The 25,574-nt window shown below is 52.6% G+C and carries 19 protein-coding genes and 1 tRNA gene; 11 read left to right on the forward strand and 9 right to left on the reverse strand.

Going from position 1 to position 25,574, the window contains the following annotated elements:
- Positions 1-389 precede the first annotated feature (389 nt).
- The 4 genes from ACFQO0_RS01685 (at position 390) to ACFQO0_RS01700 (ending at position 8,394) form a co-directional block, all read left to right on the forward strand.
- Positions 390-3,716 (forward strand): transglutaminase family protein, encoded by a 3,327-nt coding sequence (locus ACFQO0_RS01685; protein ID WP_382232318.1) that lies wholly within the window; start codon positions 390-392, stop codon positions 3,714-3,716.
- Between the two features lie 6 nt (positions 3,717-3,722).
- A complete protein-coding gene (locus ACFQO0_RS01690; protein ID WP_382232319.1) occupies positions 3,723-6,326 on the forward strand; it encodes a circularly permuted type 2 ATP-grasp protein in 2,604 nt (867 codons plus the stop codon).
- Positions 6,323-7,231, forward strand: a complete 909-nt coding sequence (locus ACFQO0_RS01695) for a transglutaminase family protein (RefSeq protein ID WP_382232320.1) — start codon at positions 6,323-6,325, stop codon at positions 7,229-7,231. The genes ACFQO0_RS01690 and ACFQO0_RS01695 overlap by 4 nt, the downstream gene beginning before the upstream one ends.
- A 92-nt stretch (positions 7,232-7,323) precedes the next feature.
- Positions 7,324-8,394: a zinc-binding metallopeptidase family protein gene (locus ACFQO0_RS01700; RefSeq protein WP_382232321.1), complete on the forward strand. Its 1,071-nt coding sequence runs from the start codon at positions 7,324-7,326 to the stop codon at positions 8,392-8,394.
- Positions 8,395-8,420: 26 nt separating this feature from the next.
- Here the strand turns inward: ACFQO0_RS01700 and ACFQO0_RS01705 are convergent, their stop codons facing one another.
- Complete coding sequence (locus ACFQO0_RS01705) at positions 8,421-9,947, reverse strand: CYTH and CHAD domain-containing protein (protein WP_382232322.1); 1,527 nt, start codon at positions 9,945-9,947, stop codon at positions 8,421-8,423.
- A 375-nt stretch (positions 9,948-10,322) separates the two neighbouring features.
- Between ACFQO0_RS01705 and ACFQO0_RS01710 the strand changes: the two genes are divergently transcribed.
- Genes ACFQO0_RS01710 through ACFQO0_RS01725 form a run of 4 tightly spaced genes read left to right on the forward strand, consistent with a single transcriptional unit; the run spans position 10,323 to position 13,381 of the window.
- On the forward strand, positions 10,323-11,561 hold the full coding sequence (locus tag ACFQO0_RS01710) for a SpoIIE family protein phosphatase (protein ID WP_382233979.1): 1,239 nt from the start codon (positions 10,323-10,325) through the stop codon (positions 11,559-11,561).
- A 59-nt stretch (positions 11,562-11,620) separates the two neighbouring features.
- Complete coding sequence (locus ACFQO0_RS01715; protein WP_382233981.1) at positions 11,621-12,181, forward strand: SiaB family protein kinase; 561 nt, start codon at positions 11,621-11,623, stop codon at positions 12,179-12,181.
- 58 nt (positions 12,182-12,239) lie between these two features.
- Positions 12,240-12,629 carry a DUF1987 domain-containing protein gene (locus tag ACFQO0_RS01720; RefSeq protein WP_382232324.1) on the forward strand — a complete coding sequence of 130 codons (390 nt, stop codon included), beginning with the start codon at positions 12,240-12,242 and terminating at the stop codon, positions 12,627-12,629.
- Entirely contained in the window at positions 12,629-13,381 is a 753-nt protein-coding gene (locus tag ACFQO0_RS01725; protein WP_382232325.1) for a GGDEF domain-containing protein, read from the forward strand. Before ACFQO0_RS01720 ends, ACFQO0_RS01725 begins: the two co-directional genes overlap by 1 nt.
- Before the next feature lie 578 nt (positions 13,382-13,959).
- Here the strand turns inward: ACFQO0_RS01725 and ACFQO0_RS01730 are convergent.
- From ACFQO0_RS01730 to ACFQO0_RS01745, 4 genes are all read right to left on the reverse strand, one after another.
- A tRNA-Val gene (locus ACFQO0_RS01730) sits at positions 13,960-14,034 on the reverse strand.
- A 37-nt stretch (positions 14,035-14,071) separates the two neighbouring features.
- Complete coding sequence (gene dnaQ / locus ACFQO0_RS01735; RefSeq protein ID WP_382232326.1) at positions 14,072-14,779, reverse strand: DNA polymerase III subunit epsilon; 708 nt, start codon at positions 14,777-14,779, stop codon at positions 14,072-14,074.
- A 153-nt stretch (positions 14,780-14,932) separates the two neighbouring features.
- Complete coding sequence (gene rnhA / locus ACFQO0_RS01740) at positions 14,933-15,370, reverse strand: ribonuclease HI (protein WP_382232327.1); 438 nt, start codon at positions 15,368-15,370, stop codon at positions 14,933-14,935.
- 17 nt (positions 15,371-15,387) lie between these two features.
- Positions 15,388-16,158, reverse strand: a complete 771-nt coding sequence (locus ACFQO0_RS01745; protein ID WP_382232328.1) for a class I SAM-dependent methyltransferase — start codon at positions 16,156-16,158, stop codon at positions 15,388-15,390.
- Positions 16,159-16,162: 4 nt separating this feature from the next.
- On the opposite strand from ACFQO0_RS01745, the gene gloB reads away from it, so the two are divergent.
- Together gloB and ACFQO0_RS01755 are read left to right on the forward strand one after the other, a co-directional pair.
- Complete coding sequence (gene gloB, locus ACFQO0_RS01750) at positions 16,163-16,936, forward strand: hydroxyacylglutathione hydrolase (RefSeq protein WP_382233983.1); 774 nt, start codon at positions 16,163-16,165, stop codon at positions 16,934-16,936.
- A gap of 190 nt (positions 16,937-17,126) precedes the next feature.
- Positions 17,127-18,698 (forward strand): transglycosylase SLT domain-containing protein, encoded by a 1,572-nt coding sequence (locus ACFQO0_RS01755; protein ID WP_382232329.1) that lies wholly within the window; start codon positions 17,127-17,129, stop codon positions 18,696-18,698.
- A gap of 91 nt (positions 18,699-18,789) precedes the next feature.
- Here the strand turns inward: ACFQO0_RS01755 and ACFQO0_RS01760 are convergent, their stop codons facing one another.
- The 4 genes from ACFQO0_RS01760 to ACFQO0_RS01775 are packed head-to-tail and all read right to left on the reverse strand — an operon-like array spanning position 18,790 to position 24,356.
- On the reverse strand, positions 18,790-20,388 hold the full coding sequence (locus ACFQO0_RS01760; RefSeq protein WP_382232330.1) for an ABC transporter ATP-binding protein: 1,599 nt from the start codon (positions 20,386-20,388) through the stop codon (positions 18,790-18,792).
- The gene (locus ACFQO0_RS01765) at positions 20,385-21,491 is read right to left on the reverse strand and encodes an ABC transporter permease (RefSeq protein ID WP_382232331.1); all 1,107 of its coding nucleotides are present in this window, start codon (positions 21,489-21,491) and stop codon (positions 20,385-20,387) included. The genes ACFQO0_RS01760 and ACFQO0_RS01765 overlap by 4 nt, the downstream gene beginning before the upstream one ends.
- On the reverse strand, positions 21,488-22,546 hold the full coding sequence (locus tag ACFQO0_RS01770; RefSeq protein WP_382232332.1) for a microcin C ABC transporter permease YejB: 1,059 nt from the start codon (positions 22,544-22,546) through the stop codon (positions 21,488-21,490). The genes ACFQO0_RS01765 and ACFQO0_RS01770 overlap by 4 nt, the downstream gene beginning before the upstream one ends.
- Before the next feature lie 10 nt (positions 22,547-22,556).
- Positions 22,557-24,356, reverse strand: coding sequence for an extracellular solute-binding protein (locus ACFQO0_RS01775; protein WP_382232333.1), 1,800 nt, complete (start codon positions 24,354-24,356; stop codon positions 22,557-22,559).
- 239 nt (positions 24,357-24,595) lie between these two features.
- On the opposite strand from ACFQO0_RS01775, the gene fabI reads away from it, so the two are divergent.
- Positions 24,596-25,381 carry an enoyl-ACP reductase FabI gene (gene fabI / locus ACFQO0_RS01780; protein ID WP_382232335.1) on the forward strand — a complete coding sequence of 262 codons (786 nt, stop codon included), beginning with the start codon at positions 24,596-24,598 and terminating at the stop codon, positions 25,379-25,381.
- Positions 25,382-25,574: the final 193 nt, after the last annotated feature.

A 25,574-nucleotide genomic window follows, 5' to 3' on the forward strand; every position in this document is an offset into this window, starting at 1 on the left:
ACCCTTCACGCACCGATAGCTGTCAGTGATAACCCATAGGTCAGTAAATCTTTTTACCTTCCTCCAATGCCATTATGTAAATTCAATACACCTCAATATGTGTACTCTTATCGAGGTGTAGCCCTGATGTCGAACTCTGCACAGCTATAATGCGCATTGCGACATACCTTAAGCAGCTATAGCTGTTATCCAGCCCGCAGATGAAAAATTTGCGTATAAGTAGATCGTTTTATTTTTCCTCCTCAGCCTATCCGCGCGTACACCCGGGTACACTTTCTGCTTATTGAAAAGCATAAATGATCGAAAAATGGGGCTGCTGATGCACTTGCAAAAGCAATACGCATGCTTGCCCCCAACCCTGTTTCAACGTTGAACGAAAGATTCGATCCATGGCTATTCGCGTCGCGCTGCATCATAAAACCCGATATCAGTACGACCGGCTGGTCAATCTGTCACCGCACGAGGTCCGATTGCGGCCTGCACCGCATGCTCGCACACCGATTCTGTCGTACTCACTGACTGTCGAGCCGGAGCAACATTTCGTCAACTGGCAGCAAGACCCTTATGGCAATTACATCGGGCGTTTTGTGTTCCCGGAAAAGACCGATGTGCTGGAATTTACCGTCGATCTGGTGGCAGACATGACCGTCATCAATCCCTTCGATTTTTTCGTTGAAAAATATGCAGAGCAGTTTCCTTTCAGTTATACGCCTCAGCTCATTACCGAACTGAGCGCCTATTTGAAAGCGGATACCCCAGGACCGCTGCAAGCCAAATGGATAGCCGAAACCAAAGCCGAATTATTGAAAAAGAGTCTGCCGACCAATGATTTTCTGGTAGCTATCAATCAGCGCTTGCAGAAACATATAGGCTATCTGGTGCGTATGGAGCCCGGGGTGCAGAAGCCAGAAGAAACCCTGCTGAACAAGACCGGCTCTTGCCGCGATACCGGCTGGCTGCTGGTGCAAATCCTGCGCAATATGGGGCTGGCGACGCGCTTCGTTTCCGGCTATCTGATTCAGCTCAAATCGGATCAGCAATCGCTGGATGGTCCAAACGGTCCTGATGCCGACTTCACCGACCTGCATGCCTGGTGCGAGGTGTATATACCGGGCGCAGGCTGGATCGGGCTCGATCCGACTTCCGGCATGCTGGCAAGCGAAGGTCATATCCCATTGGCTTGCACGGCGATGCCATCGTCAGCGGCGCCTGTCACTGGCTACTCCGATAAGTCAGAAGTCACCTTCGTGCACGAGATGAAAGTCACGCGCATTCACGAAGATCCTCGCGTTACCAAACCGTATACTGAAGCCGAGTGGAACCGCATCGACGCGCTCGGCCAACTGGTCGATGCCGACTTGAAAAAACATGATGTACGCCTGACCCAAGGTGGAGAGCCTACCTTTGTCTCTATCGATGACATGGACGGCGCCGAGTGGAATACCCTGGCGCACGGCGACAAGAAGCGTGAGCTGGCGGGGCAATTGATGCACCGTTTGAAAAATCACTTTGCGCCTGGCGGCATGGTGCATTACGGCCAGGGGAAATGGTATCCGGGCGAGCCGCTGCCGCGCTGGGCCTTGAATATATTCTGGCGTATCGACGGCCAGCCGATGTGGCGCGATGCCACCCTGTTTTCCGATGAAGAAAAAGATGATGGTTACGACAGCGCCGAAGCCACACGCTTTGCGACCGAACTGGTCAAGGCCTTGTCGCTGCCCGCTGACAGCTTGCTGCCCGCGTATGAAGATGCAGCAACCCAGTCGCAGATCGAGCAGCGCCTGCCAGTCAATCTAGACCCGCTTAAATCCGATCTGGACGCACCGGTGGAACGACGTCGGCTGGCGCGTTTGCTGGAACAGGGACTCGGCGAACTAGTCGGCTACGTGTTGCCGATCAAGCCGGCTGAAGTCGATCCGGATATTGCATTAGGTACATCCTGGCGTACCAGCAAGTGGCCTCTCAAGCGCGAGCATCTCTATTTAGTCGAAGGCGACTCGCCTATGGGCCTGCGTCTGCCGCTCAATGCCTTGCCGTGGGTACTACCGGAAGACGTGCCGCCAGAATTCGATGTCGACCCGTACGCCAAGCGCGGCGCGCTGGCACCAATTAAAACCGAAACAACCAGCAGCGCCGCCCTTGGCAAACCGATAGCGGCGAAACTGGAAGCCGATCCAGACGCACGAGAAGTCATCCACACTGCGCTTTGCGTGCAGGTACGCGAAGGCCGCCTGCATATTTTCATGCCGCCGCTCAAGCGCATCGAAGACTATCTGGCGCTGGTAACCATCATCGAACATACGGCAGCCAAGCTGAGCATGAAACTGTGGATGGAAGGTTATCCGCCACCACGCGATCCACGCATCAAGATGCTGAGCGTTACGCCCGATCCTGGTGTGATCGAGGTCAACATCCATCCGGCAGCGACCTGGAATGAACTGGTCTACAACATCACGACGCTGTATGAAGAAGCGCGCTTGACGCGTCTCGGCACCGAAAAATTCATGGTTGACGGTCGCCATACCGGTACGGGTGGCGGCAATCACGCCACGCTAGGTGGTGCGACTACTGCCGACAGCCCGATGCTGCGCCGCCCGCATGTGCTGAAAAGCCTGATCACCTACTGGCAAAATCATCCGGCACTGTCGTATCTGTTCTCGGGTACGTTCATCGGCCCCACCAGCCAGGCGCCGCGCGTGGATGAAGCGCGCGACGACAACCTGTATGAATTGGCGATTGCCTTCCAGCAGATGGATCAGATGTTGCCCAACATGCAGGAAAGCGAACGGCCTTGGCTGGTCGACCGCTTGCTGCGTAATCTGCTGGTCGATCTGACCGGCAATACGCATCGCTCGGAATTTTCGATCGACAAGCTGTACTCGCCGGCGGGGCCGACCGGCCGACTTGGCATACTAGAGTTTCGCGGATTTGAAATGCCGCCGCATGAACGCATGAGCCTGCTGCAAATGCTGTTGATTCGCGCGTTAGTCGCACGTTTCTGGAACGAGCCGTACCCGTGCAAGCTGGTTCCATGGGGCGTGGCACTGCATGATCGATGGATGTTGCCGCACTTTGTGGCGCAAGATATCCGTGACGTCGTCAAGGATTTGCGCGCAGCAGGCTATGCCTTTGAAGAAAGCTGGTTCGATCCCTTCATTGAATTCCGCTTTCCGCGCTTTGGCACCGTCGTCTACGAAGGTGTGGAGATGGAGTTGCGCCAGGCGATCGAACCGTGGAATGTGCTGGGCGAAGAAGTTGCCAGCGGGGGCACCGCACGCTATGTCGATTCTTCCATCGAACGGATGCAGTTGCGCGTGCGCGGCATGACCGACGGTCGCTACATCGTGGCGTGCAACGGCCGCCCTGTCCCATTGCACCCAACCGGCATACCAGGTGAGTATGTAGCTGGTGTCCGCTTCAAGGCATGGAATCCGTGGTCGGCCATGCACCCGACTATCGGGGTACACGCGCCACTGACGTTTGACCTGGTGGATACCTGGAGCGGGCGTGCGATTGGCGGCTGTACATATCATGTCTCGCATCCGGGCGGCCGCAGTGAAGAAAACTCGCCGGTCAATGCCAACGCCGCCGAAGCACGTCGATTTGCCCGCTTTTGGGAACATGGGCATACTCCGGGTCCGATCACGGTTTACAAGGAAGACTTGAATCCAAGTTTTCCCATGACGCTCGACCTGCGCTGGCAACCATACCGATAAGAGAAAATGTTATTACGACAATTGCTAACGGACTATCCGGCAGCAGAGGGCAGCTTTGACGAGATGCGCGATGAGGCCGGAGAGACACGGGCTCACTGGCGCACTTTTTTGGATTACTTATCCAGAGAAACGCCGAATGAGATGCGTCATCGCATCGATAATGTACGACGACGCTTGCGCAATAATGGCGTCACCTACAATGTGTATGACGACGCCAGCGGCGTACACAGGCCGTGGGATCTGAACGTCTTGCCACTGATTTTGCCGCACGATGAATGGGCCGGAATTGAAGCAGCGGTCACACAGCGCGCCACCCTCCTCAACCACATCCTGCTCGATGTATATGGCGAACAGAAATTACTGGAAGAAGGATTGCTGCCGCCAGCGCTGATCCATGGCAATGCCGGTTTTCTGCGCCCGTGTCACGATATTGCGCATCGCGATGGCACTGCCCTGCACTTTTATGCAGTCGATCTGGCACGTGCGCCCAACGGCCAATGGTGGGTGGTTGCAGACCGCACGCAAGCACCGTCCGGTGCCGGATATGCATTGGAAAACCGCTCCATCATTTCGCGCGCGTTCCCTGATTTATTTCGCGACCTGAAAGTACAACACCTCGCCGGTTTTTTTTCCACCATGCGCGACAGCCTGGCTCACTGGGGCCGCTTGTGCGCCGCCAATCAATATGGCGATGAGCTTGGCCTGCCTTTGCGCGAAGACGAACCGCCACTGATCGTTTTGCTGACGCCGGGACCGTATAACGAAACCTATTACGAGCAAACCTTCCTCGCCAAATACCTCGGTTTTCCACTAGTTGAGGGTAGTGACCTGACCGTGCGTAATGGCATGGTCTGGTACAAAACGCTTTCCGGCCTGCAGCGCGTGCATGTCATCCTGCGTCGCGTCGATGATGATTTTTGCGACCCGCTCGAACTGCGCACGGATTCAGTGTTGGGCGTGGCAGGCTTGATCGAAGCGGCGCGGCGGGGCAATGTATTGATAGCCAACAGCCTCGGTTCCAATCTACTGTCGTCGGGCGCCCTACTGGGGTTTTTGCCTAGCCTTTGTCAACGCCTGCTGGACGAACCTTTGAAAATGCCTTCCGTCGGCACCTGGTGGTGCGGCGAACCGTTGGCGCTCGAGCAAGTAATCGAAAACCTGGACAGACTGATCATCAAGCCTAGTTTTCCACAATTACAAAACATGCCGGTGTTTGGCCAGGATTTAAAGGGCGAAGCACGGGATGCATTTATCGCCAGCATGCGGGCCGAGCCACAAAACTTCGTGGCGCAGGACTTGGTGCAGCTTTCGCAGGCACCTGTGTGGAAATCAGTTGGTCAGCCCGGTCTGGTCGCATCGGCCATCGGCCTGCGGGTATATGCGTGCGCCACACCGGATGGATATGTGGTCATGCCGGGTGGCCTGACGCGGGTCGCTACTGGTCCTGATGCACGGGTGCTGACCATGCAGCGCGGTGGCGGCAGCAAAGATACTTGGGTACAGGGTGTCAGCAGTACTCCTATGCTGAACTTGCGACAACTCGCCGTCAGCAATGAAGACCTACTACGTGAAGATACCCGTATGTCCAGCCGCCTGACGGAAAACTTGTACTGGTTCGGTCGCTACACCGAACGTTGCACTGCTGTAGCGCGCCTGATCCGCACCACGCTAGATTTCATGCTCAATACGCAACCCGAACACCGCGGTAAAGAATGGCCAGTCATCCAAGGCTTGTGCAAGTCCTTCGGTTTGATCGTAAGTGATGAAGAAGAGCAAAACCAGATTCAGAGCCAGGGACAAAATCAAGGGCAAAGTCAGAATCAGGCTCAAAAAGCGGACGAATTGCTGAGCGACGTTGAAATGGAAGAAGCGCTGGTGTTGGCAGTCATGTCGCTCGAGTTGCCAGGCCCAGCCTCCTATCTCGAGCAACTCTACCGCATCGGCAGCCAGCTGCGAGAACGACTGTCGCTAGACAACTGGCGCATCCTGAGCCGGATGGTCGAACGTCCTGACAGCAGCACGCCACCATCGCTCGCCGATGCCACCGTGATGCTGGACGAAACTATCACTTCGTTAATGACGTTGGCGGGCTTCGCCACCGATGGCATGACACGCGATAACAGCTGGCGTTTTCTATCGATAGGGCGACGCATCGAACGCTTGCAATTTCAGTGCGTCATCCTGCAGCATGCGCTGGAAATGAACACCGGCAGCAACCTGGACTGGCTGCTCGACCTGTCTGACAGCAGCGTCACTTACCGCTCGCGCTACAAGGCACGCCCGGAATGGGTACGCACGCTGGATCTGCTACTGCTGGACGAAACCAATCCACGCTCCGTCATATTTCAACTGCAAGGTATTGTGAAGTATCAGGAAAAACTTGCCATGACCTATGGTTACTGCGGCGCAAAATTATTGACGACGGTCATGGATGAGCTAAGTGCGTTGTCACCAAGGACCGACTTGCGCTGCGGCAACCCCCATTTGATTGATTTGCTGGCACGCATCAACCTCGCCAGCTATGAAGTCTCGGAACAACTTGGCTTACGGTTTTTCAGCTATACAGGCAATATTCGCGGCGACAGTATGAACCAAGAGCAGGCAGCATGAGCGCATCACTACCGAGCACGCCGATTGCTCATTATCGGGTTGTGCACCAGACGCGCTACACCTATCAGAGTGTCGTGACCTTGTCGCAGCAATACTTGCACATGTCACCGCGCTCTTTTGCATATCAGGATGTGCTGTCACATGAAGTGCAGATAGAGCCTGCACCGGCAGAATCCTCAGACAGCGCAGACTATTTTGGTAACTGCACCACAAGTATTACCATCACCGCACCGCACCAGGAGTTGTTGGTGCATGCAGAATTCACCGTCGCTGTGCGACCACGGCACAGTCTTGCTGCGATCAGCACTGCCAGGCCGTGGGAAACAGTATGTGATGACTTGCACCAGCTTCAACCTGGCGGTGCGCTGGAGCCTATGCACTTTCTTTATGCATCTCCACATGTTATCTGCAGCATAGAGTTGGCAAAGTACGCTCTGATTAGCTATGTCCCGGACCGCCCGCACCTCGATGCAGCGCTGGACTTGACGAAGCGCATTTACGATGACTTCGAATTCGACGGTGAAGCCACCGAAATTTCCACGCCGCTCAAACAAGTACTCACTAATCGACGCGGCGTATGCCAGGATTTTGCGCAACTGATGATCGGCTGTCTGCGCAGTATTGGATTGCCAGCGCGTTATGTAAGCGGCTACATCCTCACGCATCCCCCCGAAGGCCAGCCGCGTCTGATAGGCGCCGATGCATCGCACGCATGGGTATCGGTATTCTGTCCCGAACTAGGCTGGGTTGATTTCGATCCCACCAACGGCTGCCTCGTACAACATGAACACATCACGCTGGGCTGGGGTCGCGACTTCAGTGACGTTACGCCCATGCGCGGCATCGTCCTCGGCGGCGGCAAGCATAGTCTGCAAGTCAACGTGACGGTAAGTATCAATGAATAGAGCACTCTAGAACGTGCAACTCATGGAACGTTCCTGACTCCAGATGATCAATCTTTTCATATCTGTAACTTACGCAAACAAAACAGGACAGAATGAAAACTTTTCACTGCGACCAATGCGGCCAGCAAGTATTTTACGAAAACGTACGGTGCGAGAACTGTGGCGGCATGCTCGGCTATCTGCCTGATCAGCGGGCGATCGCGACCTTCGAGCCTGACGGTGAAGGTCTGTGGCGCAGCCTGATTCCAAAAAATGTAGGTCTGCACTACAAGCAATGCATTAACTATGCGCAAGAAAATGCCTGCAACTGGATGCTGCCTGCCGATGCAGAAGACGATCTGTGCGTGTCTTGCCAGTTGACCCGTACCATCCCCGACCTGTCTAACGAAAAAAATCTCCTCTACTGGAAGCGGCTGGAAGCGGCGAAACGCCGGTTGTTGTTTTCGCTATGGGAACTGAACCTGCAACCAACGCCCAAACTGGTGGATGACGATACCGGTATGGCTTTCGAATTTCTGGAAGACACGCCGGACAAGAAAGTCATGACTGGCCACGACAATGGGCTGATTGTCATCAATATTGCGGAAGCCGATCCTTCCAGGCGAGAGAAGGCGCGCGAGAACATGAACGAGCCTTATCGCACGCTGCTCGGCCATTTTCGCCATGAGAGCGGACATTATTATTTCGACCGGCTGATTGTCGACACGCAATGGCTTGCACCGTTCAGGGAATTATTCGGCGACGAACAACAGGATTACAGCGAGGCACTGGAAAAACATTACCAAAACGGCCCCCCTGCCGACTGGGAGCAACGCTACGTCAGCAGCTACGCGAGCTCACATCCGTGGGAAGACTGGGCCGAAACCTGGGCCCATTACCTGCACATGATAGACACGCTGCAAACCGCCTATTCCTGCGGCATGACGCTAGAACCGCGCAAGCCGCGCGAACCCACTCTGGCCATCGAACGGCAACCGCTCAAGACGGGTTCGTTCAGCGAATTGGCAGACAACTGGTTTGCCTTGACTTATGTGCTGAACAGTCTCAATCGCAGCATAGGCATGCCGGACGCCTATCCGTTTGCGCTATCGACAGAAGTCATGCAGAAACTGCAGTTCATACATGAGGTAGCGCTGGCGCAAAAAACTGCGCCCCGCACCTAATCGGCACATTACAAAAGCGAGATGTTTTATTTGGAAAGATGTGCGGATTTAAACTTTCCCCACATTTTTCTTACCTTCGGTTCCTCTTCCGCAGCACGTGCAGCGAGATATCCTCGAATGTAGCCTGTAATGCGGGTCAGTTCAGGCTGACCTCTGTCGATTTCCATCAATAGTTCGTCACCAACAGCGATATCGTTTAAGTAACCAAGGCTATCCTGCAAAACAGATAATGCTGCCACATACTCTTTGCTTGCTTTCGGCGCGTACAGCGACTGAAAAAATTCTGTGTCGTAGCGCATTTTCTTGGCTGCAATTCGGAGGCGGTGGCGTGCACGCGCATCTGCGTTCTTCAATTGACGCCCTCGTTTTCTCAAACGTCGCCGATCGTGTTCAAGCATATTTCGGGAGAATATTTTCAGACTCTTCTTCCTATCCTTTGTCTTCAAGCGGGGAAGTAATTCGCGCCCGTCATTACTCTGCAGCCAGCGAGTTAACGACAGTATGAGATGGGTATAGCGGTCTGAATCAATCGCTTTTGCAGCAACCTGGTGAAGTGCAGCAGCCTTTTCCAAGGCAGCTATTTTAACGTCAAAATAGCCTTCTACCTCATCAATCTTGATCGATTCCAAGGTCTTGGTGGCGAGTACGTCCCAATCACGCGCAGCACTGATTGCTTCGGACAGCCAATCCAGTTCTTGTCGCAGTTCGTCGGGGATGGCGATCATTTCTTGAAAGAGCTCCAGAGCGGATCGCAATCTGCGAAGTCCTATACGCATTTGGTGCAAGCTTTCAAGACTATTTGACTGCTCCAAGCATGCGGCGTTGGCTTGTATTTGTTGTAGACAGTTTTCGGCGATCGCTTCAAAGGCCTGATGAATTGTCATTCCTTTAGACAGTATCAAGTGCTTGGCACTCACAGCGATGCATTCTTTTTGCGAATTCAATGCATATCCGCGTGCAGCCTTGCTTTGATTGCCAATCCGTAATGGCACCTTTTCCAACAGCGCCAACGCAAAGTCAACAATATGCAAGACGTTGCCGGACTTCAGTTCCAGTTCGATTTCGCTGATTGGGGCGCTGTACGCTAGATTATTAATACTTCCTTGATCCAGTACGCATTCGATTTCATCACCGGCAGGCAGATGCAATTGCCAACTCGTCCGGCGCACTGTTGCAGTAAAAATCGGACGCAATCTGGCAGCGATCTTGTGAGATGAGATCAGCTCACCGCAGGCGGCATGAGCGCTGATCATTTTTCTTAATACATGCAGATCCGGCTCGGGCCCATGAACGACCGACTCCCATTCTTGCCGCTTATGCAAACCGCTGCCTGCGTTCTCGCCAGCTTTCAAAGTCTGAGTCCAGATGTTCCCCGCCTGCCTTACTCGCAATCCTGCGCCACACCGTTTTAGATCTTGATCAGGTGTATCGAAATAAATATCAGTTTGATCCTGTTCGATAGAAGGCGATTGAGCGTATTTCCTGATCAAAGGATGCTTTTTGAAAGATTGAATATGCTCAGGACGAATCAGCAACTTCAGTTCGATTTCCATTTCATCCCACTTTCCGCAAGATGTGTTCAACAGTTTTATCGGAGTAAATCGGGGGCCGACGGCGACGACTTTTACAAACCCATGTCTAAAAATAGCTCCCATACAAATTCAATCATAGGCAATTGACGGCATCGATCTCGGCAAACAGGTCAAATCTTCTGCATTTACCTGACGGGCCGGTAGGGTTAACTCCACATTTTGGCGGAATTGAAACGTTTCCATAAGTCATTGCCCGGTCATACATGGCTACTAAAATTCAATATACCAATCATTAAGTATGATTTTGATGCTGCATTGGTAGCTTATCTAATCCCTTCTCGACCACTTCAGACGTGGATTTATCACTTGCGCTATCAGTCTGTACCAGAGAAAAACGTGAAAATAGATTTCAACATCCTGTCCGCCATTAGCCCGGTGCAAGCGAGCACTTCCGCACGAGCGCTGGCAGCGCTTGTGCCGACCATATCATTCGATCAATCCAATGCGCAGGTCCTCGAGCTGTTTAGTCAAAATCGTGAATTGATCAGCTTGCCGGTTCTGGAGAAAGAGCGTCCGATTGGCTTGATCAGTCGCAATATCTTCATGTCGCAGATGTCCAAGCCTTACTACAGAGAGCTGTATGAGAAAAAGACATGTATTGCCTTCATGGATAAAAACCCGCTGATCGTGCAAGCGAACACGCATATAGAGACGCTAGCCGCACTTGCGGTCGAATCCGGCGATAAAACATTGGCAGACGGCTTTCTAATCGTTGAAAGCGATAAATTTCTTGGGCTTGGTTCGGGTCTGGATTTAATGCGCATGATGGTTGATCTTCAAACGGAGAAAAACCTTCAGGTCATGCAAAGCATCGACTATGCGAGCACGATTCAGCGCGCCATGATGAGCACGTCACGCGAAGCGATGAGCGCTACGCTGAAAGATGCATGTCTGATTTGGGAGCCTCGCGATGTGGTGGGAGGCGACTTCTATCATTTTCAAAGCTTCAGCGATGGCTGGTTTGCCGCAGTCGCGGATTGCACCGGACATGGTGTGCCGGGAGCCTTTTTGACTTTGATCGCGTCTTCTTTACTATCGCAAGGATTGGGCAAATTGGGCCCCAAAGATCCTGCGATGCTGATGAGCGAAGTCAATCGCGGAATGAAGCAGGCGCTTGGTCAATATGCCGACCAGAATCGATTGTCGGAGTCTGATGACGGCATGGATGCGGCGTTCTTTTGGTTCAACGACGAAACTCGTGAACTAACCTGTGCAAATGCCAAGGCGCCTTTGTTCATTCTTATGCCGGATCAGAACGATATCCAGACGATTGAGGGAAAACGCGTAGGTATTGGTTACGTCGACACCCCTGACGACATGCACTGGGATAACAAAACACTGTCATTAACCGAAGATGCCATCGTACTCAGTGCAACAGACGGCATCATCGATCAGATTGGTGGCATGAAGAATATAGCTTTTGGCAAGCAGCGCCTTCGCGACTTCTTACAGCGTCACCGCGATACACCTATGCTGGAATTTGGCCAATTGCTCATGCTGGAGCAAAAAACGTATCAAGGTTTGCACCGTCGTCGGGATGACTTAACGGTTTTCGGATTTCGACTCCGGGCATAAAACCAGCATCAGGCAGCAATGCAGGCAAATTTCACAAAGGGCGTCGAATCAAGATGGAAATGAAAACAAACCACCAGAATTTACATAAGTCTTGCGAATGCCTCGGTCACAACCAGGTCATTTTTTATTACATGGGGTATTTTTCGCAAAACATTATTGCAGCGATGGCAGACTCAGTCAAAACACGCGTTGAATACATCGGTGCTGCAAGCCCTACTCGTCGCAAGCTGTTTTCATCATTTATTGAAATGGCGCAGAACATCATTCACTACTCGGCGGACTCAGTAGAATCCGCTGGCAAAACTGACGCGGGAATGCGTCGCGGCTCAGTATGCATTTCTGTAGAAAACGATCGTTATTACCTGCAATGCTCCAATTTGGTTCACGCCGACATTGCAGATCTTCTACGCGAGAAGTTAGAACATCTACGCACACTGACGAACGACGAAATTCGTCGGGAATATAAAGAAACGCTACGGTCTGAAACACCGCAGGAAAGCAAAGGTGCCGGCTTGGGACTGTTGACAATGGCACGCGATGCGAGCGAACCGCTGGACTTTGAGTTCACTCCGGAAGGCGCAGATGGAAACATGATGTTCTGTCTCAAAGCGACCATCTGATTACCGAATGCAAATGATATGAAGGCACTCATACACACCTTCACTAAAAAGATAAAACATGAATAATCTGTATATCCCTGCAAGTGCAAGTTCCCCAGAAGTGGATTTCCGCTTCGACGAACATCGTTTGGTTTTGAAGGGCGAAGCTTATCCAGAAAATGCCGCGGTGTTTTGGGGCGACATCATTGCATCCTTGAATATCTACCTCGCTCAAGTTGGGTCTGATCAAGCAATCACTGTGCAAGTTGCCCTCTCATACTTCAACAGTTCCAGTACAAAGATGCTGTTCTCCTTGTTCAGCGCTTTGAACGACAAAGCCCTTGGTGGCAATACCGTTGCTCTTGACTGGTATCACGACGAAGACGACGATACGATTTTCGAGTTTGGACAAGAATTGCATGAAGACTTTCCTGAACTCGTATTCAACGATCATGCAGTGAGGACCTGATGAACGATAGCGATCTGTTTGAAGCTGAAACCGCAGCTTTAAATTCAGCTTACGATGTTATTTCAAAAGATGGCGTGTCTGGTGAAGAATGCAGGCTTGCCTTGGACAATCTCGCAAAAAGCTATCATCGTCTGATGCGTGAAACACGTCGACTGATCGCGCGCAGTGATCGCAAGGAATTGGAGCTCAATACGCTCAACGGGAAATTGCAGCAATTAACTTCTGAACTGGATTACAAAGCGCGACACGACAATCTCACTGGCGTTTTGAACCGCGGCGCAGTGTTCGATCGTGCAGAACACTATCTGACGAAAAACATGCTTGCGTTGATTGTGCTGGATATCGATTTTTTCAAACGCATCAATGATGATTTCGGTCACCCAACAGGAGACGCAGTGCTCCGTGAGTTAGTGCAAAAACTGAAGTCAGCACTGAATGGCGTCGGCGAAATTGGCCGTGTTGGCGGCGAAGAATTCACGGTTTTATTGCCAGACATCACCTTGGAGGATGCAGTAGAAATTGCAGAATGCATCCGCCTGGCAATTGCAAGCGAGAGTTTTTCCTGCTTCCCACGTCCTCACGTAACCGCAAGCTTTGGCGTGAGCTGGAGCCAGGCTAACTGTGATTTTGAAGATGCTTATGGAAGAGCCGACGCCGCTTTGTATAACGCAAAGCATAGTGGTCGCAATCGCGTTGAAGCAGACGGTATATTTGATTGCGGATACCTGTTGAAATCCAGCGAGACTTTTTAGTTGCTGCGTGTACAACTACCACTCTTTCCATGTCTCATCGTTGGCAAGCTATTCGTCATGGCGGGACTGTTTTCGTTTGATCACTATCGTGGCCAGGTGAAGAAAATTCATCCGATAAGTGAAATGTTGAGGCCTATCAGTTTTCGGTTAAAAACAGTAATTCAAAGAACAAAACGTAAAACTTATCGCTTGGGCCCATCAAGCATTGAAACGACAGATGCCGTCGACATCTCGTTTCGATTTCGCGTGAGTATCTCACCACACACGAACAAATCCTAAGCTGCAGAACCAAATATAAGGCTGAAATGCCGAGATTCGACTATGAGCGACTTGGCATAGCCCATGTCATCCGCATGCGCGCCTGCGACATAACTGAGTTGAATTGATACCTAGCGGAACGCCGCGTACATGGCTGTGTAGCCAAGCCACTGCTTGGGAGCGTTTGGGGCGATTCAGCTGATTGGATTGCAGACCAGGAAGACGATAGAGAATGAGCAAAATTGACGCTCAAATAAATGAAAATACCTTTGAACTATCCCTGAAAAGATAAAAATCTTCTAGGTGCAGAGTGAAAACTTTGGTGGGAAGTACAAGTTTCGAACTTGTGACCTATCGCGTGTGAGGCGATCGCTCTACCCCTGAGCTAACCTCCCGAAGCGGCGCAAATTATCTCATAAAAGCTGGCGCCCATCAATTCTCTGACGCGGCACGCCACAGGCACTGGCCCCTGACTTCCTTGTCGAGACTTTTCATTACTAGTTCATGCTCAGCGAGCTCATCCGCCGTGGCCTGCTGCAGCAGCACATCCGCAATCGCAACTGCCTCCAACATCACGCCATCGCTGTCGACTTCCTGGCCGCCCAAATCCATGCTCAAGCTGTTCTGCCCACGCGTCATCGCCAGATACACTTCTGCCAGCAATTCTGCGTCGAGCAAGGCGCCATGCAAGGCGCGGTGAGCGTTCGAAATGCCGTATCGATCGCACAAGGCATCCAGCGAATTGCGCTTGCCCGGATGCATTTCCTTGGCTTGCACCAACGTATCGATGATGTCGCCTACTTGCTCCCTAAAACTCGGCGTATCCACCCGTTTGAGTTCTGCATCCAGGAAACCGACGTCAAACGGTGCGTTATGAATGATCACGTCGGCACCGCTGATGTAGTCGCGGAATTCGTTCACGATGTCGGCGAACTTGGGCTTGTCGCTGAGAAATTCAGTCGTCAAACCATGGACTGCCAACGCGCCTTCTTCCGAATCACGCTCGGGATTGATGTAGTGATGGAAGTTATTGCCGGTCAAACGGCGATCGATCAATTCAACGCAGCCGATTTCAATGATGCGATCGCCGGAGCGTGGATTAAGGCCGGTGGTTTCTGTATCGAGAACGATTTGGCGCATTTTTTAAATTTTCAAAAAGTGATGATTACTTCCGCACGCCCCAGGCAAGCGGAACAACAAGAGGCACTGGAGAACACTGTCCGCACACCAGCCTAAACGAAGGTCAACTGAAAACAATTCTGTGCGGACGGATGTCATCGCGTCGCGAACACATCAGGATTGAATTGTTTCCACACCCCGATTGGCTAACGCATCAGCGCGCTCATTGCCAACGTGACCGTTATGGCCGCGTACCCAGCGCCATTCAATCTTATGTCTCTCTTGCGCCGCATCCAGCGCCTGCCACAAATCGACATTCTTGACCGGCGCCTTTGCTGCAGTTTTCCATCCGCGTGCCTTCCAGCCGTGTATCCATTCGCTGATGCCCTTTTGTACGTATTGGCTATCCGTATGTACGACCACTTCGCATGGTCGGGTCAGCGCATTCAGCGCCTCGATGACCGCCTTCAATTCCATCCGATTATTCGTCGTGCCGGGCTCGCCACCAAACAACTCCTTCTCGCGCTCGCCCATCACAAGCAATGCGCCCCAACCGCCGCGCCCAGGATTTCCCTTGCAGGCGCCGTCGGTAAAAATATCTATCTTTTCCATGTGTTCTTTAACTTGATCTATCGATGAATCTTGTTGGTAGCCGGCACGCCTTGCGGTGCCGCCGCCTTTTGCGCTTTCCATGCCGGCCCGATCAAACGCATGCCTTTGACCCGCTTGACCGCTTGCACCACATATACGGCACCCAGATAAGGCCACCATTGCTCACCCAGTTTTTCCATGAAGGAAAAACGTTGCAACCATTTTTCCGTTTCGCAGGGGGGCACATAGCAACCCAGCTCGCCGCCGCTGACTTCCATATTCAGCAATTTCAACCAATCCTTCAAGCGCGACAGGCTGATGAAATCACCTTCTTGCGGCAGAAAATAGCTTTCACTCAAGCGCCCCGCAATCTGCCGTGCGCCCCACAAACTGAAGGGATTAAAACCGGAGATGATGACTTGTCCCTCCGGAATCAATACGCGCTCCACTTCGCGCAAGACCTGATGCGGTTCTTTTGCAAATTCCAGCACATGCGGCAATACAATCAAGTCTATGCTGCTGGACGCAAACGGCAGCTCTTCAAAATCCTGTACCACGACCAGGGGTTTGACTTGATTGTCGTAACCAGCGGCTGGAATCAGCGTATCGGTCAGCCACTTGTGCGGCATCCGGTTCGCCCGCAAAGTCTGGATCTGCGGCAAACCTATCTGCGTTGCATGAAAGCCGAAAATATCCGCAGTCAATTCATCCAGACGCGCATGCTCCCAATCCCGGACATAATTGCCGGCTGGCGTCTCCAGCCAGGAGCCGAGAGATATAATGGATTTTTCAGACGAAAATTTTTCCATGCGCATGTTGAGTGTATTAACCGTTCCCGCTTTTAATGACAACTATCTATGGATTATCCACGATGGCGTACATGCCGCCGTGGTCGATCCGGGTGATGCTGCGCCGATTCTGGATGCGCTGGAAGAACATAAACTGTCTTTGGTCGCTATTCTACTGACACATCACCATAGTGACCATGTCGGCGGTGTACCGAAACTATTGCAACACTTCAAAGTTCCGGTATTTGCACCACGCAAGGATCCTATTGCCAACGTGACACAGGCGCTGGATGAAGGTGATATCGTCACCATTCCCGAACTCGATCTGCAGCTATCCGTGCTGGAAGTTCCCGGCCATACGCTAGGCCATATTGCTTATGTGGCTGCAAAACAAGGCTGGCTATTTTGCGGAGATACATTGTTTGCTGGGGGTTGCGGCCGCCTGTTTGAAGGAACGCCGAAGCAAATGCTGTCATCGCTGGACAAATTGGCAGCCTTGCCGGATGACACCAAAGTCTATTGCGCGCACGAATACACGATCTCGAACCTGCGCTTCGCGCTCGCCGCCGAACCGGACAATGCGGCGCTGGCCACACGCTTCAGGACTGAACAGGCTAAACGTGAGAAAGACATCCCCACGGTCCCGTCCAGTATTGGCCTGGAAAAATCGACAAATCCATTTTTGCGCGCCCGTGAACCGGCAATTGCTCGGCAATTGAAGGAAGAAGGCCGCGCAAATAGCAATGACGCCGTGACAGTTTTCGCCGCGTTGCGTGAATGGAAAAACGGCTTCCGCTAAGATTTTTCCTTGTATTTTTGGCTACCAATGCTATGTTGATAATGTTTTATCAACACTACTATTAGCTTAAAATCGAATTTAATCACTAGCAGTTGTGTAAATTGTCTTGACGCGCAAAATGCGCATTACTTACACTCGACAATTATTCTTTTGAACCGGCTGATCATGGGTCGGTATTTTGTGAGACCCCATGCCTAGATCCGATTTAAAAGTATCGCTTAAACTTATTTCCGCTACCGTTTTTCTACTCGGCACTGCCTCCGCCTCCCACGCTGCCAGCGATCTTTCCCTCCCGTCCTCTTATAGCAGCTGGGCAAAAGATGCTGCTCTGCAAGACAATCCCAACCTCGCCAATGATCCACTCAGCGAGTTTGTCGTCGCCAGTGATGTTGATGTATGGGCGCGCATACGCAAGGGCTTTGCGATTCCGGATCTGGTCGACAATCAACTGGTGATCAACCAGACCGTCTGGTACAGCTCGCGGCCTGACTATATTGGCCGCACTACCAAACGGGCGTCACTATATCTGTATCACGTAGTCGAAGAGTTGGAAAAACGCGGCATGCCGACAGAACTGGCTTTGTTGCCTTTCATTGAATCCGCATTCAATCCGCAAGCCTATTCCACTGCCAAGGCAGCTGGCATGTGGCAATTCATTCCGTCAACAGGTCGCGACTTCAATCTGAAGCAAAACATGTTCAAGGATGAACGCCGCAGCGTCCTGGCGTCGACCGATGCTGCACTGACCTATCTGCAGCGCCTGTATGGCATGTTCGGTGACTGGCAACTCGCATTGGCCGCCTATAACTGGGGCGAAGGTTCGGTGCAACGCGCAATCAAGAAAGCGGAAGCGGCGGGCGTGGGCACCGATTTCAACAGCCTGTCAGCCTACATGCCGGCGGAAACAAAGAATTACGTACCCAAGCTGCAAGCGGTCAAAAACATCATTGCTACCCCCGATGCTTACGGCATTACCTTGCTGAAGGTGGACAATCAGCCCTACTTTGTCAGCGTTGCCAAAACGCGCGATATCGACGTCAAGCTCGCCGCGCAATTAGCTGAATTGCCGATGGAAGAATTCAAGGCGCTGAATCCGCAATTCAATCGGCCTGTCATCACCGGCAGCAGCAATACGCAAATTCTTCTGCCGCAAAGCAACGCAGAAAAATTCAAAACAAATTTGGCAAAGTGGGGACATGCATTGTCGTCATGGACTGCGCACAAAGTCACCAACGCGCGCGAAAAAATTGAAGTAATCGCCGCCAAATTCCACACCACGCCGCAAGTCATTCGCGAGGTTAACAATATTCCACCGAAGATGGTGTTAAAGGCTGGCTCAACCATCCTGGTGCCGCGTACCGGCGAAACTGCACAAAAGGATATTACGCAAGATATTGCGGACAACGCGACTATGGCGATGGCACCGGATGTGCCGGATTCGAAAAGAATAAATGTCACGGTAAAAAAGAACGAGACGATCAAAGCCATCGCCAACCGTTACAAGGTTACGATAGGCCAGATCAAGAACTGGAACGATTTGCGCAGCGAAAAACTGGCGAGTGGCCAGAAACTTGAGCTGCATGTCCCTGTCCGTAGCGCCAGCCCGACCCGCACTGCCAGCAAATCGAAATCAAGTGAAGTCGTCACGCGGCATGCTAGCCGCAACACCAAGCCCAGCAAAACGGTAGCTGCAAAATCCAGCAGCAGCCGTTCCAGCAAAGTCGTCGTCTCGGCGCAATCCACCCGCATTGCGATCAAGTAATAAAAAAGCCCGACTCTGATTGAGTCGGGCTTTTTTGAATGCGCTTGTTAAAACATCCGCTCGTCTTCACTTCAAATAGATACTTGGCGCATCAAGCCTTTGCTGATCCGTCGTTATTGTCGGCATATACGGCAGCCGCCAGCAACCGCTGCGTATAAGCCTGCGCCGGCTGCGAAAATACCGCATCCGTCGCACCGCTCTCCACCACCTTGCCATCTTTCATCACCAGTACCCTGTGTGCCATCGCACGGATCACCGCCAGATCATGACTGATGAATATATAAGCCATGCCGTATTTCTTTTGCAGTTCTGCCAGCAGCAGTAGCACCTGCTGCTGCACCGACACATCCAGCGACGAAGTCGGTTCATCCAGCAAAATCAAATCCGGCTTCAAGACCAATACACGTGCAATCGCTATGCGTTGACGCTGGCCACCGGAAAATTCATGCGGGTAACGCGACAGGATGTCTGGCGACAAACCGACTTCCTGCAAGCCGGCAGCAACCGCCTTGCGTATCCCTGCGGCTCCCAACTGCGGTTGATGCAAGGCCAGGCCTTCACCGACGATTTGTTCTATCGTGCGGCGTGGCGAAAGGGAGGCAAACGGGTCTTGAAACACGACTTGCATACGCGCACGCAAAGGTCGTAGAGCATCGCTGCGCATCGCGTTGATGGCTTTGCCATCGAAGGCGATAGACCCTTCCACCGTGGCACTGGACAGTCGCAACAGGGCTAGACCCAATGTTGATTTACCGGACCCGGATTCGCCCACTATACCAAGCGTCTCTCCCGGCCGCACCTGCAAACTGACATCATCCACCGCAGCGAATCGGGTCTTCTTGAGCCAGCCCTGCTTGATATCGAACGTGCAAGTTAGCTGTGCGGCATTCATCAAGGGTTGCGCAGCCGAGTCGACCGTATTCACTAATTTGTGCGGCTGACTGGTCAAAAGTTTGCGCGTGTAGGCTTCGCTTGGCGCACGGAATAATTCCTGCGTAGTGGCGACTTCGACCAGACGCCCTTTTTCCATCACACCAACGCGATCGGCGAAATGCCGCACCAGATTCAAGTCGTGCGTGATCATCAGCACGGCCATGTTTTCTTCGCGCTGCAACTGATTCAGCAATTCAACAATCTGCACTTGAATCGTGACATCGAGCGCAGTGGTCGGCTCATCGGCGATCAGCAATTTGGGCTTGCAAGCGAGCGCCATGGCAATCATGGCGCGCTGGCGCTGGCCACCGGATAGCTGATGCGGATAAGACAGGGCGCGACGCTGCGGCTCGGGAATCCCGGTTTTATCCAGCAATTCGATGGACCGCAATGCCGCAGCTCTGGCACTGATGCCTTCGTGCAGCATCAATACTTCAGCGATCTGGTTACCGATGGTAAACAGTGGATTGAGCGCGGTCATCGGCTCCTGGAAAATCATCGCGATATCCTTGCCGCGCACTGCACGCATCGACGCTTCGGTTCTCTGCAAGATATCCTGACCTTCAAACAGGATCTTCCCGCCGTAGCTCACATCCTGATTCAAGCGCAGGATGGACAAGGCCGTTACCGTCTTACCAGATCCCGACTCACCGACCAGCGCGAATTTTTCTCCGGCCGAGATGCTGAAGCTAACGTCATCCACCACCTTGCTCGTATCGAAGGCCACCTGCAGGTTTTGAATCTCCAGCAAACTCATGCCTTCCTCCGGACATCCAGCGAATTGCGCAGCGCATCACCAATATTTGTCAGCAGTAACAGCATCACGGTCAACACGACAAATGTTGACACTGCTATCCACCATGCATCCAGATTATTTTTACCTTGGGCCAGCAATTCGCCCAGGCTGGCGGTCGAGGCCGGTACGCCCAGTCCCAGGAAATCCAGACTGGTCAGCGCCAGAATCGCACCGCTCATGCGGAACGGCAAAAAGGTTACTACCGGCGTAAGGCTGTTCGGCAACACATGACGCCAGATGATCTGGCCGTTCGACAAACCCAATGCGCGTGCCGCCTGTACATATTCAAGATTGCGATTGCGCAAAAAATCGGCGCGCACATAATCGGACAAACCCATCCAGCCAAACAGTGAAAGCAGGAGTAACAGCAAACCGACACTAGGCTGAAAAATCGATGCAAAAATGATTAGCAAATATAGCTCGGGCATCGAACCCCAGATTTCCATGAAGCGCTGGAAGAACAGATCCGTTTTGCCCGCAAAGTATCCCTGGATGGCACCTGTAAGCAGACCCAGCAACACGCCGGTAAACGTTAGTGCCAGACCGAACAACACGGACACACGGAAGCCGTAAAGCAGGCGCGCAAATACATCACGCCCCCTATCATCTGTACCCAGCCAGTTTTCGGCTGAAGGCGGCGCCGGATTTGGCGACGTCGCGAAATAATTCAGCGTATCGAAGTGGTAATGATTAAATGGGTAAATCGCCCAATTACCATCTTTTTTGAATTGATCACGGATGAAGGGATCGAGGTAATCAGCCTGCGATTCAAAATCGCCACCAAATTTCTTTTCCGAATACGTCGTCAACATAGGGAAAACAATGTTGCCGTTATAGCGTGCAATCAAGGGCTTGTCGTTCGACACCAATTCGGCCAGCAAACTGATGACAACCAGGATACTTAACAGAATCAGGCTCCAGTAACCACGACGATTTTTCTTGAAGCGCAGCCAGACGCGCCGACCAGGCGAGATGGATTTCGTCTCCGACAGCGCCGACGTTGCAGCATTAGTTGCAGTGAGGGTCACAGCCGAATCTGCAACTGAATTTACAGGTGAATTCATCGATTGAGGCTTTCAAACTGCAGGCGCGGATCGGCCCAGACGTAGCACAAGTCACCCAGCAACTTGACCAGCAAACCGATTAATGTGAATAGATACAGCGTCCCCATCACGACCGGATAATCGCGTCGTATCACCGATTCATATGACAGCAAACCGAGGCCGTCGAGCGAAAATAAGGTTTCAATCAACAGACTGCCGGCAAAGAACGCACCGATGAACGCGGCTGGAAAACCGGTTACCAGCGGAATCAATGCGTTGCGAAACACATGCTTGTACAGCACAGCATTTTCACTCAGTCCCTTGGCGCGCGCAGTCAACACATATTGTTTGCGTATTTCTTCGAGAAATGTGTTCTTGGTCAGCATCGTCATCACCGCAAACGATCCGGCCACCGATGCCGTCACTGGCAAGGTGATGTGCCACAGATAATCAAGTACCTTGCCTATCCATGACATCTGCTCCCAATCATCCGACGTCAAGCCGCGTAGCGGAAACCATTGCACAAAACTGCCGCCACCAAACATCACCAACAAGAACACGCCGAGGATAAAACCGGGAATCGAATAACCCACCAACACCAGCATGCTGGTGATGGAATCAAAACGACTGCCTTCACGCACTGCCTTCGCGATACCTAGCGGCACTGAAATAAAATAAGTCAGGAAGAAGGTCCACAAACCCAGCGTGATCGACACCGGCAGCTTGGAGACGACTAGTTCCCACACATCCTTGTGATGGTAAAAACTTTTTCCCAGATCGAAGGTGGCGAAGCCTTTCAGCATTTGCCAGAAGCGTTCGGTCGCGGGCTTGTCGAAGCCATACAGCGCCTTGATCTCTGCCACGCGCTCGGCATCTATGCCCTGCCGCCCGCGATATTGCGAAGCGCCCCCGCCGGTCGCTTCTCCTGCACCGACCTGCCCTTTCAATTCAATCAGCGCCTGCTCGACCGGTCCACCCGGCACAAATTGAATCACGGCGAATGTGATTGCGACCACGCCGAGTAGAGTCGGCAGCATCAGCAGCACGCGCTTGATTATGTAAGACCAGATATTCATCGCAGCATCCTCATCTTGCTTTCTGTTGCCACCAGGTTGATATCACATACGGATCGGCCTGATAGTAAAGCGGCGCAGTCGCAGGAATGCCGAAGCGGTCGCGATACGCGACGCGATGCGTGGATGAATACCAGTGCGTCACGACGATGTGTTTATGCAGCAGAACACGATCCAGCGCACGCGCGGCCGCAACCAGTTGCTGACGACTGTCGGCGGCCACCAGTTTTTCGACCAGCCGGTCCACCGCAGCATCTTTCAAGCCCCACGCATTGCTCGAACCTTTTTCATCGGCAGCCTTGGAGCCGAACATATCGAACATTTCATTGCCGGGGCTGCTGACATCCGGGAAGCGGATGCTGGTCATGTCGAAATCAAACTCATCCATGCGTTTTTGCACCAATGCAAAATCGGCAGTGCGCTGCGTGACCTGTATGCCGAGCTTCTCCAGATTGCGGATATAGACGCTAATCACACGCGATAGTGCAGACTGGTCATCAATAATTTCAAATGCAAACGGCTCGCCCTTGGCATTGCTCAAAGCGCCATCACGATAAGTCCAGCCAGCTTGACGGAACAGTTCTACCGCCTCGAGCAAATTCGCTCGCAGTGAGCGCGGCGCATCAGTATTCGGCGGGATAGGCGCAGGACCAAATACAACGGGATCAAGTTTGTCGCGCAGCGGCTCCAATAACTTCAGTTCATCGGCCGAGGGCAAGCCGGTCGCCGCCATCGGGCTGTTATTGAAGAAGGAGTAAATCCGCTTGTAGGAACCGAAGAACAACTGCCGGTTCATCCATTCATAATCTAGCGCGAGGTCGAGAGCACGACGCACACGCACATCCTGGAACTGCGGCCGGCGCAAGTTCATCACGAAGCCCTGCATGCCGGCACCGTTGGAATGCGTCAGTTCGCGCTTGATGATTTCGCCGCTGGTAAATTTGGGGCCCTTGTAACTACGCGCCCAGTTCTTGGCACTGTATTCAACTACCAGATCAAACTCGCCTGCCTTGAAGGCCTCCAGCTTGGCGACATCGTCTTTATAAAAACGATAGTTGATACGCGCAAAATTGAACGTGCCTTTTCGGGTCGGGATATTCGCGCCCCAGTAATCCGGATTCAATTTGTAGCTGATAGAGCGGCCGGTGTCGTAGCGATCAATCAAGTACGGGCCGCTGACGATAGGCGGCGTCAATTGAATCTGATCGAACGCGGTGCCCGCCGCCCATTTGCGCGAGAACACCGGCACACTGCCGACTATCAACGGCAGTTCATGATTCAGCGACTTGAATTCGAAGCGCACCGTGCGCTCATCGACGACCACACAACGCTTCACCTCGGAAAAGATGGATTTGAATTGCGGCGCGCCTTTTTCCATCAAGGTATCGAATGAATATTTGACGTCGGCCGCCAGCACCGGATCGCCGTTATTGAAACGCGCTTTTTGATTGATGTGAAACGTCATCGCCAACCTGTCCGGCGCCAGCACCATGTCATCTGCCAGCAAACCGTACATGGTCGCGACTTCATCGCCGGAACTCACGGCCAGCGTTTCAAACATCAGGTTCGATGCACCCGCTGCGGCCACACCCTTTAAAGAATAGGGATTGAATTTGTCGAAGCTGCTACGACGGTCGGGATTGGCGAGAAACAGCTCACCGCCTTTGGGCGCATCGGGATTGACGTAATCGAAGTGGGTAAAGCCCGCCGGATATTTCGGCGTGTCATATAGAGAGAATGCGTGAGCGGCAAAAGCAGCGCTGCCTTGCGCCATGAAACAGAGCAGCAAAAATGCGTAAATTGATTTAACCATGCGCCTGTCGTGAATGATGTTTGCCAGCCGGGCAATCCTGTACTTGATACAGGATGCTCATGTTGTCGTTCCGGCTATTCTACAGAAACACCCACAGCCAAGCGCGCCGGTGAGCAGCGAATGCGCCGTTCAAGCCAGAAGAAAAGCAGAGAATTGTCACAAAAGTTGCTGTTGTTCCCGTCAGCCCCTACAATCTTGCCCATTCCACACCCATTCCCTAAGAACCACTGGAGTCGTTCATGGCATTCTTGCAAGGCAAAAAAATTCTCATCACCGGTTTGTTATCGAACCGCTCCATCGCTTACGGCATCGCAGAAGCCTGCAAACGTGAAGGCGCCGAACTGGCGTTTACCTATGTCGGTGAGCGCTTCAAGGATCGCATTACCGAGTTCGCCAAAGAATTCGACAGCACCCTGATTTTCGATTGCGACGTCGGCAGCGATGAACAGATCACGGCCTTGTTCGCTGATCTGGGCAAATCGTGGGACCAGCTCGACGGCCTGGTACACGCGATCGGCTTTGCGCCGCGCGAAGCGATTGGCGGCGACTTCCTCGAAGGTTTGTCACGCGAAGGCTTCAAGATTGCGCATGACATTTCGGCTTACAGCTTCCCGGCAATGGCCAAAGCTGCATTGCCGATGCTGAGCCCGAACGCTGCATTGCTGACCCTGAGCTATCTCGGTGCCATCCGCGCCCTGCCTAACTACAACACGATGGGACTGGCAAAAGCATCGCTGGAAGCCAGCGTACGCTACATGGCCGAATCCCTGGGCCCCAAAGGCATACGTGTCAACGGCATCTCGGCCGGCCCGATCAAGACCCTGGCCGCCAGCGGCATCAAGGACTTCGGCAAGATACTCAATTTCGTCAAGGAACATGCGCCTTTGCGTCGCAATGTGACGCAGGAAGATATCGGCAATGCATCCGCCTTCCTGCTGTCGGATCTGTCCAGCGGCATTACCGGCGAAATCACCTATGTCGATGGCGGCTTCTCGCATGTCGTCGGCGGCATGGGCGGGGACTAAATTCTTGCTTGCATTGCAGGGCATTCGAAACCAGCGATTGTCCGATGCAATGAATCAAAAAGCGGCAGAGATTCTGCCGCTTTTTTTATCGATTGATCGCGTGTACCGCCGCTCTTTTTCAGTGCATTGCAGCGAATGACTCGACATCGCCCACGTTCTGTACTACAATGCGCGCTGTGCTTTGCAACAGGCA

Source organism: Herminiimonas aquatilis (genome assembly GCF_042665175.1).
Lineage (GTDB): Bacteria > Pseudomonadota > Gammaproteobacteria > Burkholderiales > Burkholderiaceae_D > Oxalicibacterium > Oxalicibacterium aquatilis.

Coding starts and splice junctions, on each gene's coding strand:
- fabI (WP_382232335.1), top strand. CDS start 24,596: ATGGCATTCTTGCAAGGCAAAAAAATTCTCATCACCGGTTTGTTATCG.
- ACFQO0_RS01705 (WP_382232322.1), bottom strand. CDS start 9,947: ATGGAAATCGAACTGAAGTTGCTGATTCGTCCTGAGCATATTCAATCT.
- ACFQO0_RS01755 (WP_382232329.1), top strand. CDS start 17,127: ATGCCTAGATCCGATTTAAAAGTATCGCTTAAACTTATTTCCGCTACC.
- ACFQO0_RS01775 (WP_382232333.1), bottom strand. CDS start 24,356: ATGGTTAAATCAATTTACGCATTTTTGCTGCTCTGTTTCATGGCGCAA.
- dnaQ (WP_382232326.1), bottom strand. CDS start 14,779: ATGCGCCAAATCGTTCTCGATACAGAAACCACCGGCCTTAATCCACGC.
- ACFQO0_RS01720 (WP_382232324.1), top strand. CDS start 12,240: ATGAATAATCTGTATATCCCTGCAAGTGCAAGTTCCCCAGAAGTGGAT.
- ACFQO0_RS01765 (WP_382232331.1), bottom strand. CDS start 21,491: ATGAATTCACCTGTAAATTCAGTTGCAGATTCGGCTGTGACCCTCACT.
- ACFQO0_RS01725 (WP_382232325.1), top strand. CDS start 12,629: ATGAACGATAGCGATCTGTTTGAAGCTGAAACCGCAGCTTTAAATTCA.
- ACFQO0_RS01770 (WP_382232332.1), bottom strand. CDS start 22,546: ATGAATATCTGGTCTTACATAATCAAGCGCGTGCTGCTGATGCTGCCG.
- ACFQO0_RS01700 (WP_382232321.1), top strand. CDS start 7,324: ATGAAAACTTTTCACTGCGACCAATGCGGCCAGCAAGTATTTTACGAA.
- rnhA (WP_382232327.1), bottom strand. CDS start 15,370: ATGGAAAAGATAGATATTTTTACCGACGGCGCCTGCAAGGGAAATCCT.
- ACFQO0_RS01690 (WP_382232319.1), top strand. CDS start 3,723: ATGTTATTACGACAATTGCTAACGGACTATCCGGCAGCAGAGGGCAGC.
- ACFQO0_RS01715 (WP_382233981.1), top strand. CDS start 11,621: ATGAAAACAAACCACCAGAATTTACATAAGTCTTGCGAATGCCTCGGT.
- ACFQO0_RS01695 (WP_382232320.1), top strand. CDS start 6,323: ATGAGCGCATCACTACCGAGCACGCCGATTGCTCATTATCGGGTTGTG.
- ACFQO0_RS01685 (WP_382232318.1), top strand. CDS start 390: ATGGCTATTCGCGTCGCGCTGCATCATAAAACCCGATATCAGTACGAC.
- ACFQO0_RS01745 (WP_382232328.1), bottom strand. CDS start 16,158: ATGGAAAAATTTTCGTCTGAAAAATCCATTATATCTCTCGGCTCCTGG.
- ACFQO0_RS01760 (WP_382232330.1), bottom strand. CDS start 20,388: ATGAGTTTGCTGGAGATTCAAAACCTGCAGGTGGCCTTCGATACGAGC.
- gloB (WP_382233983.1), top strand. CDS start 16,163: ATGTTGAGTGTATTAACCGTTCCCGCTTTTAATGACAACTATCTATGG.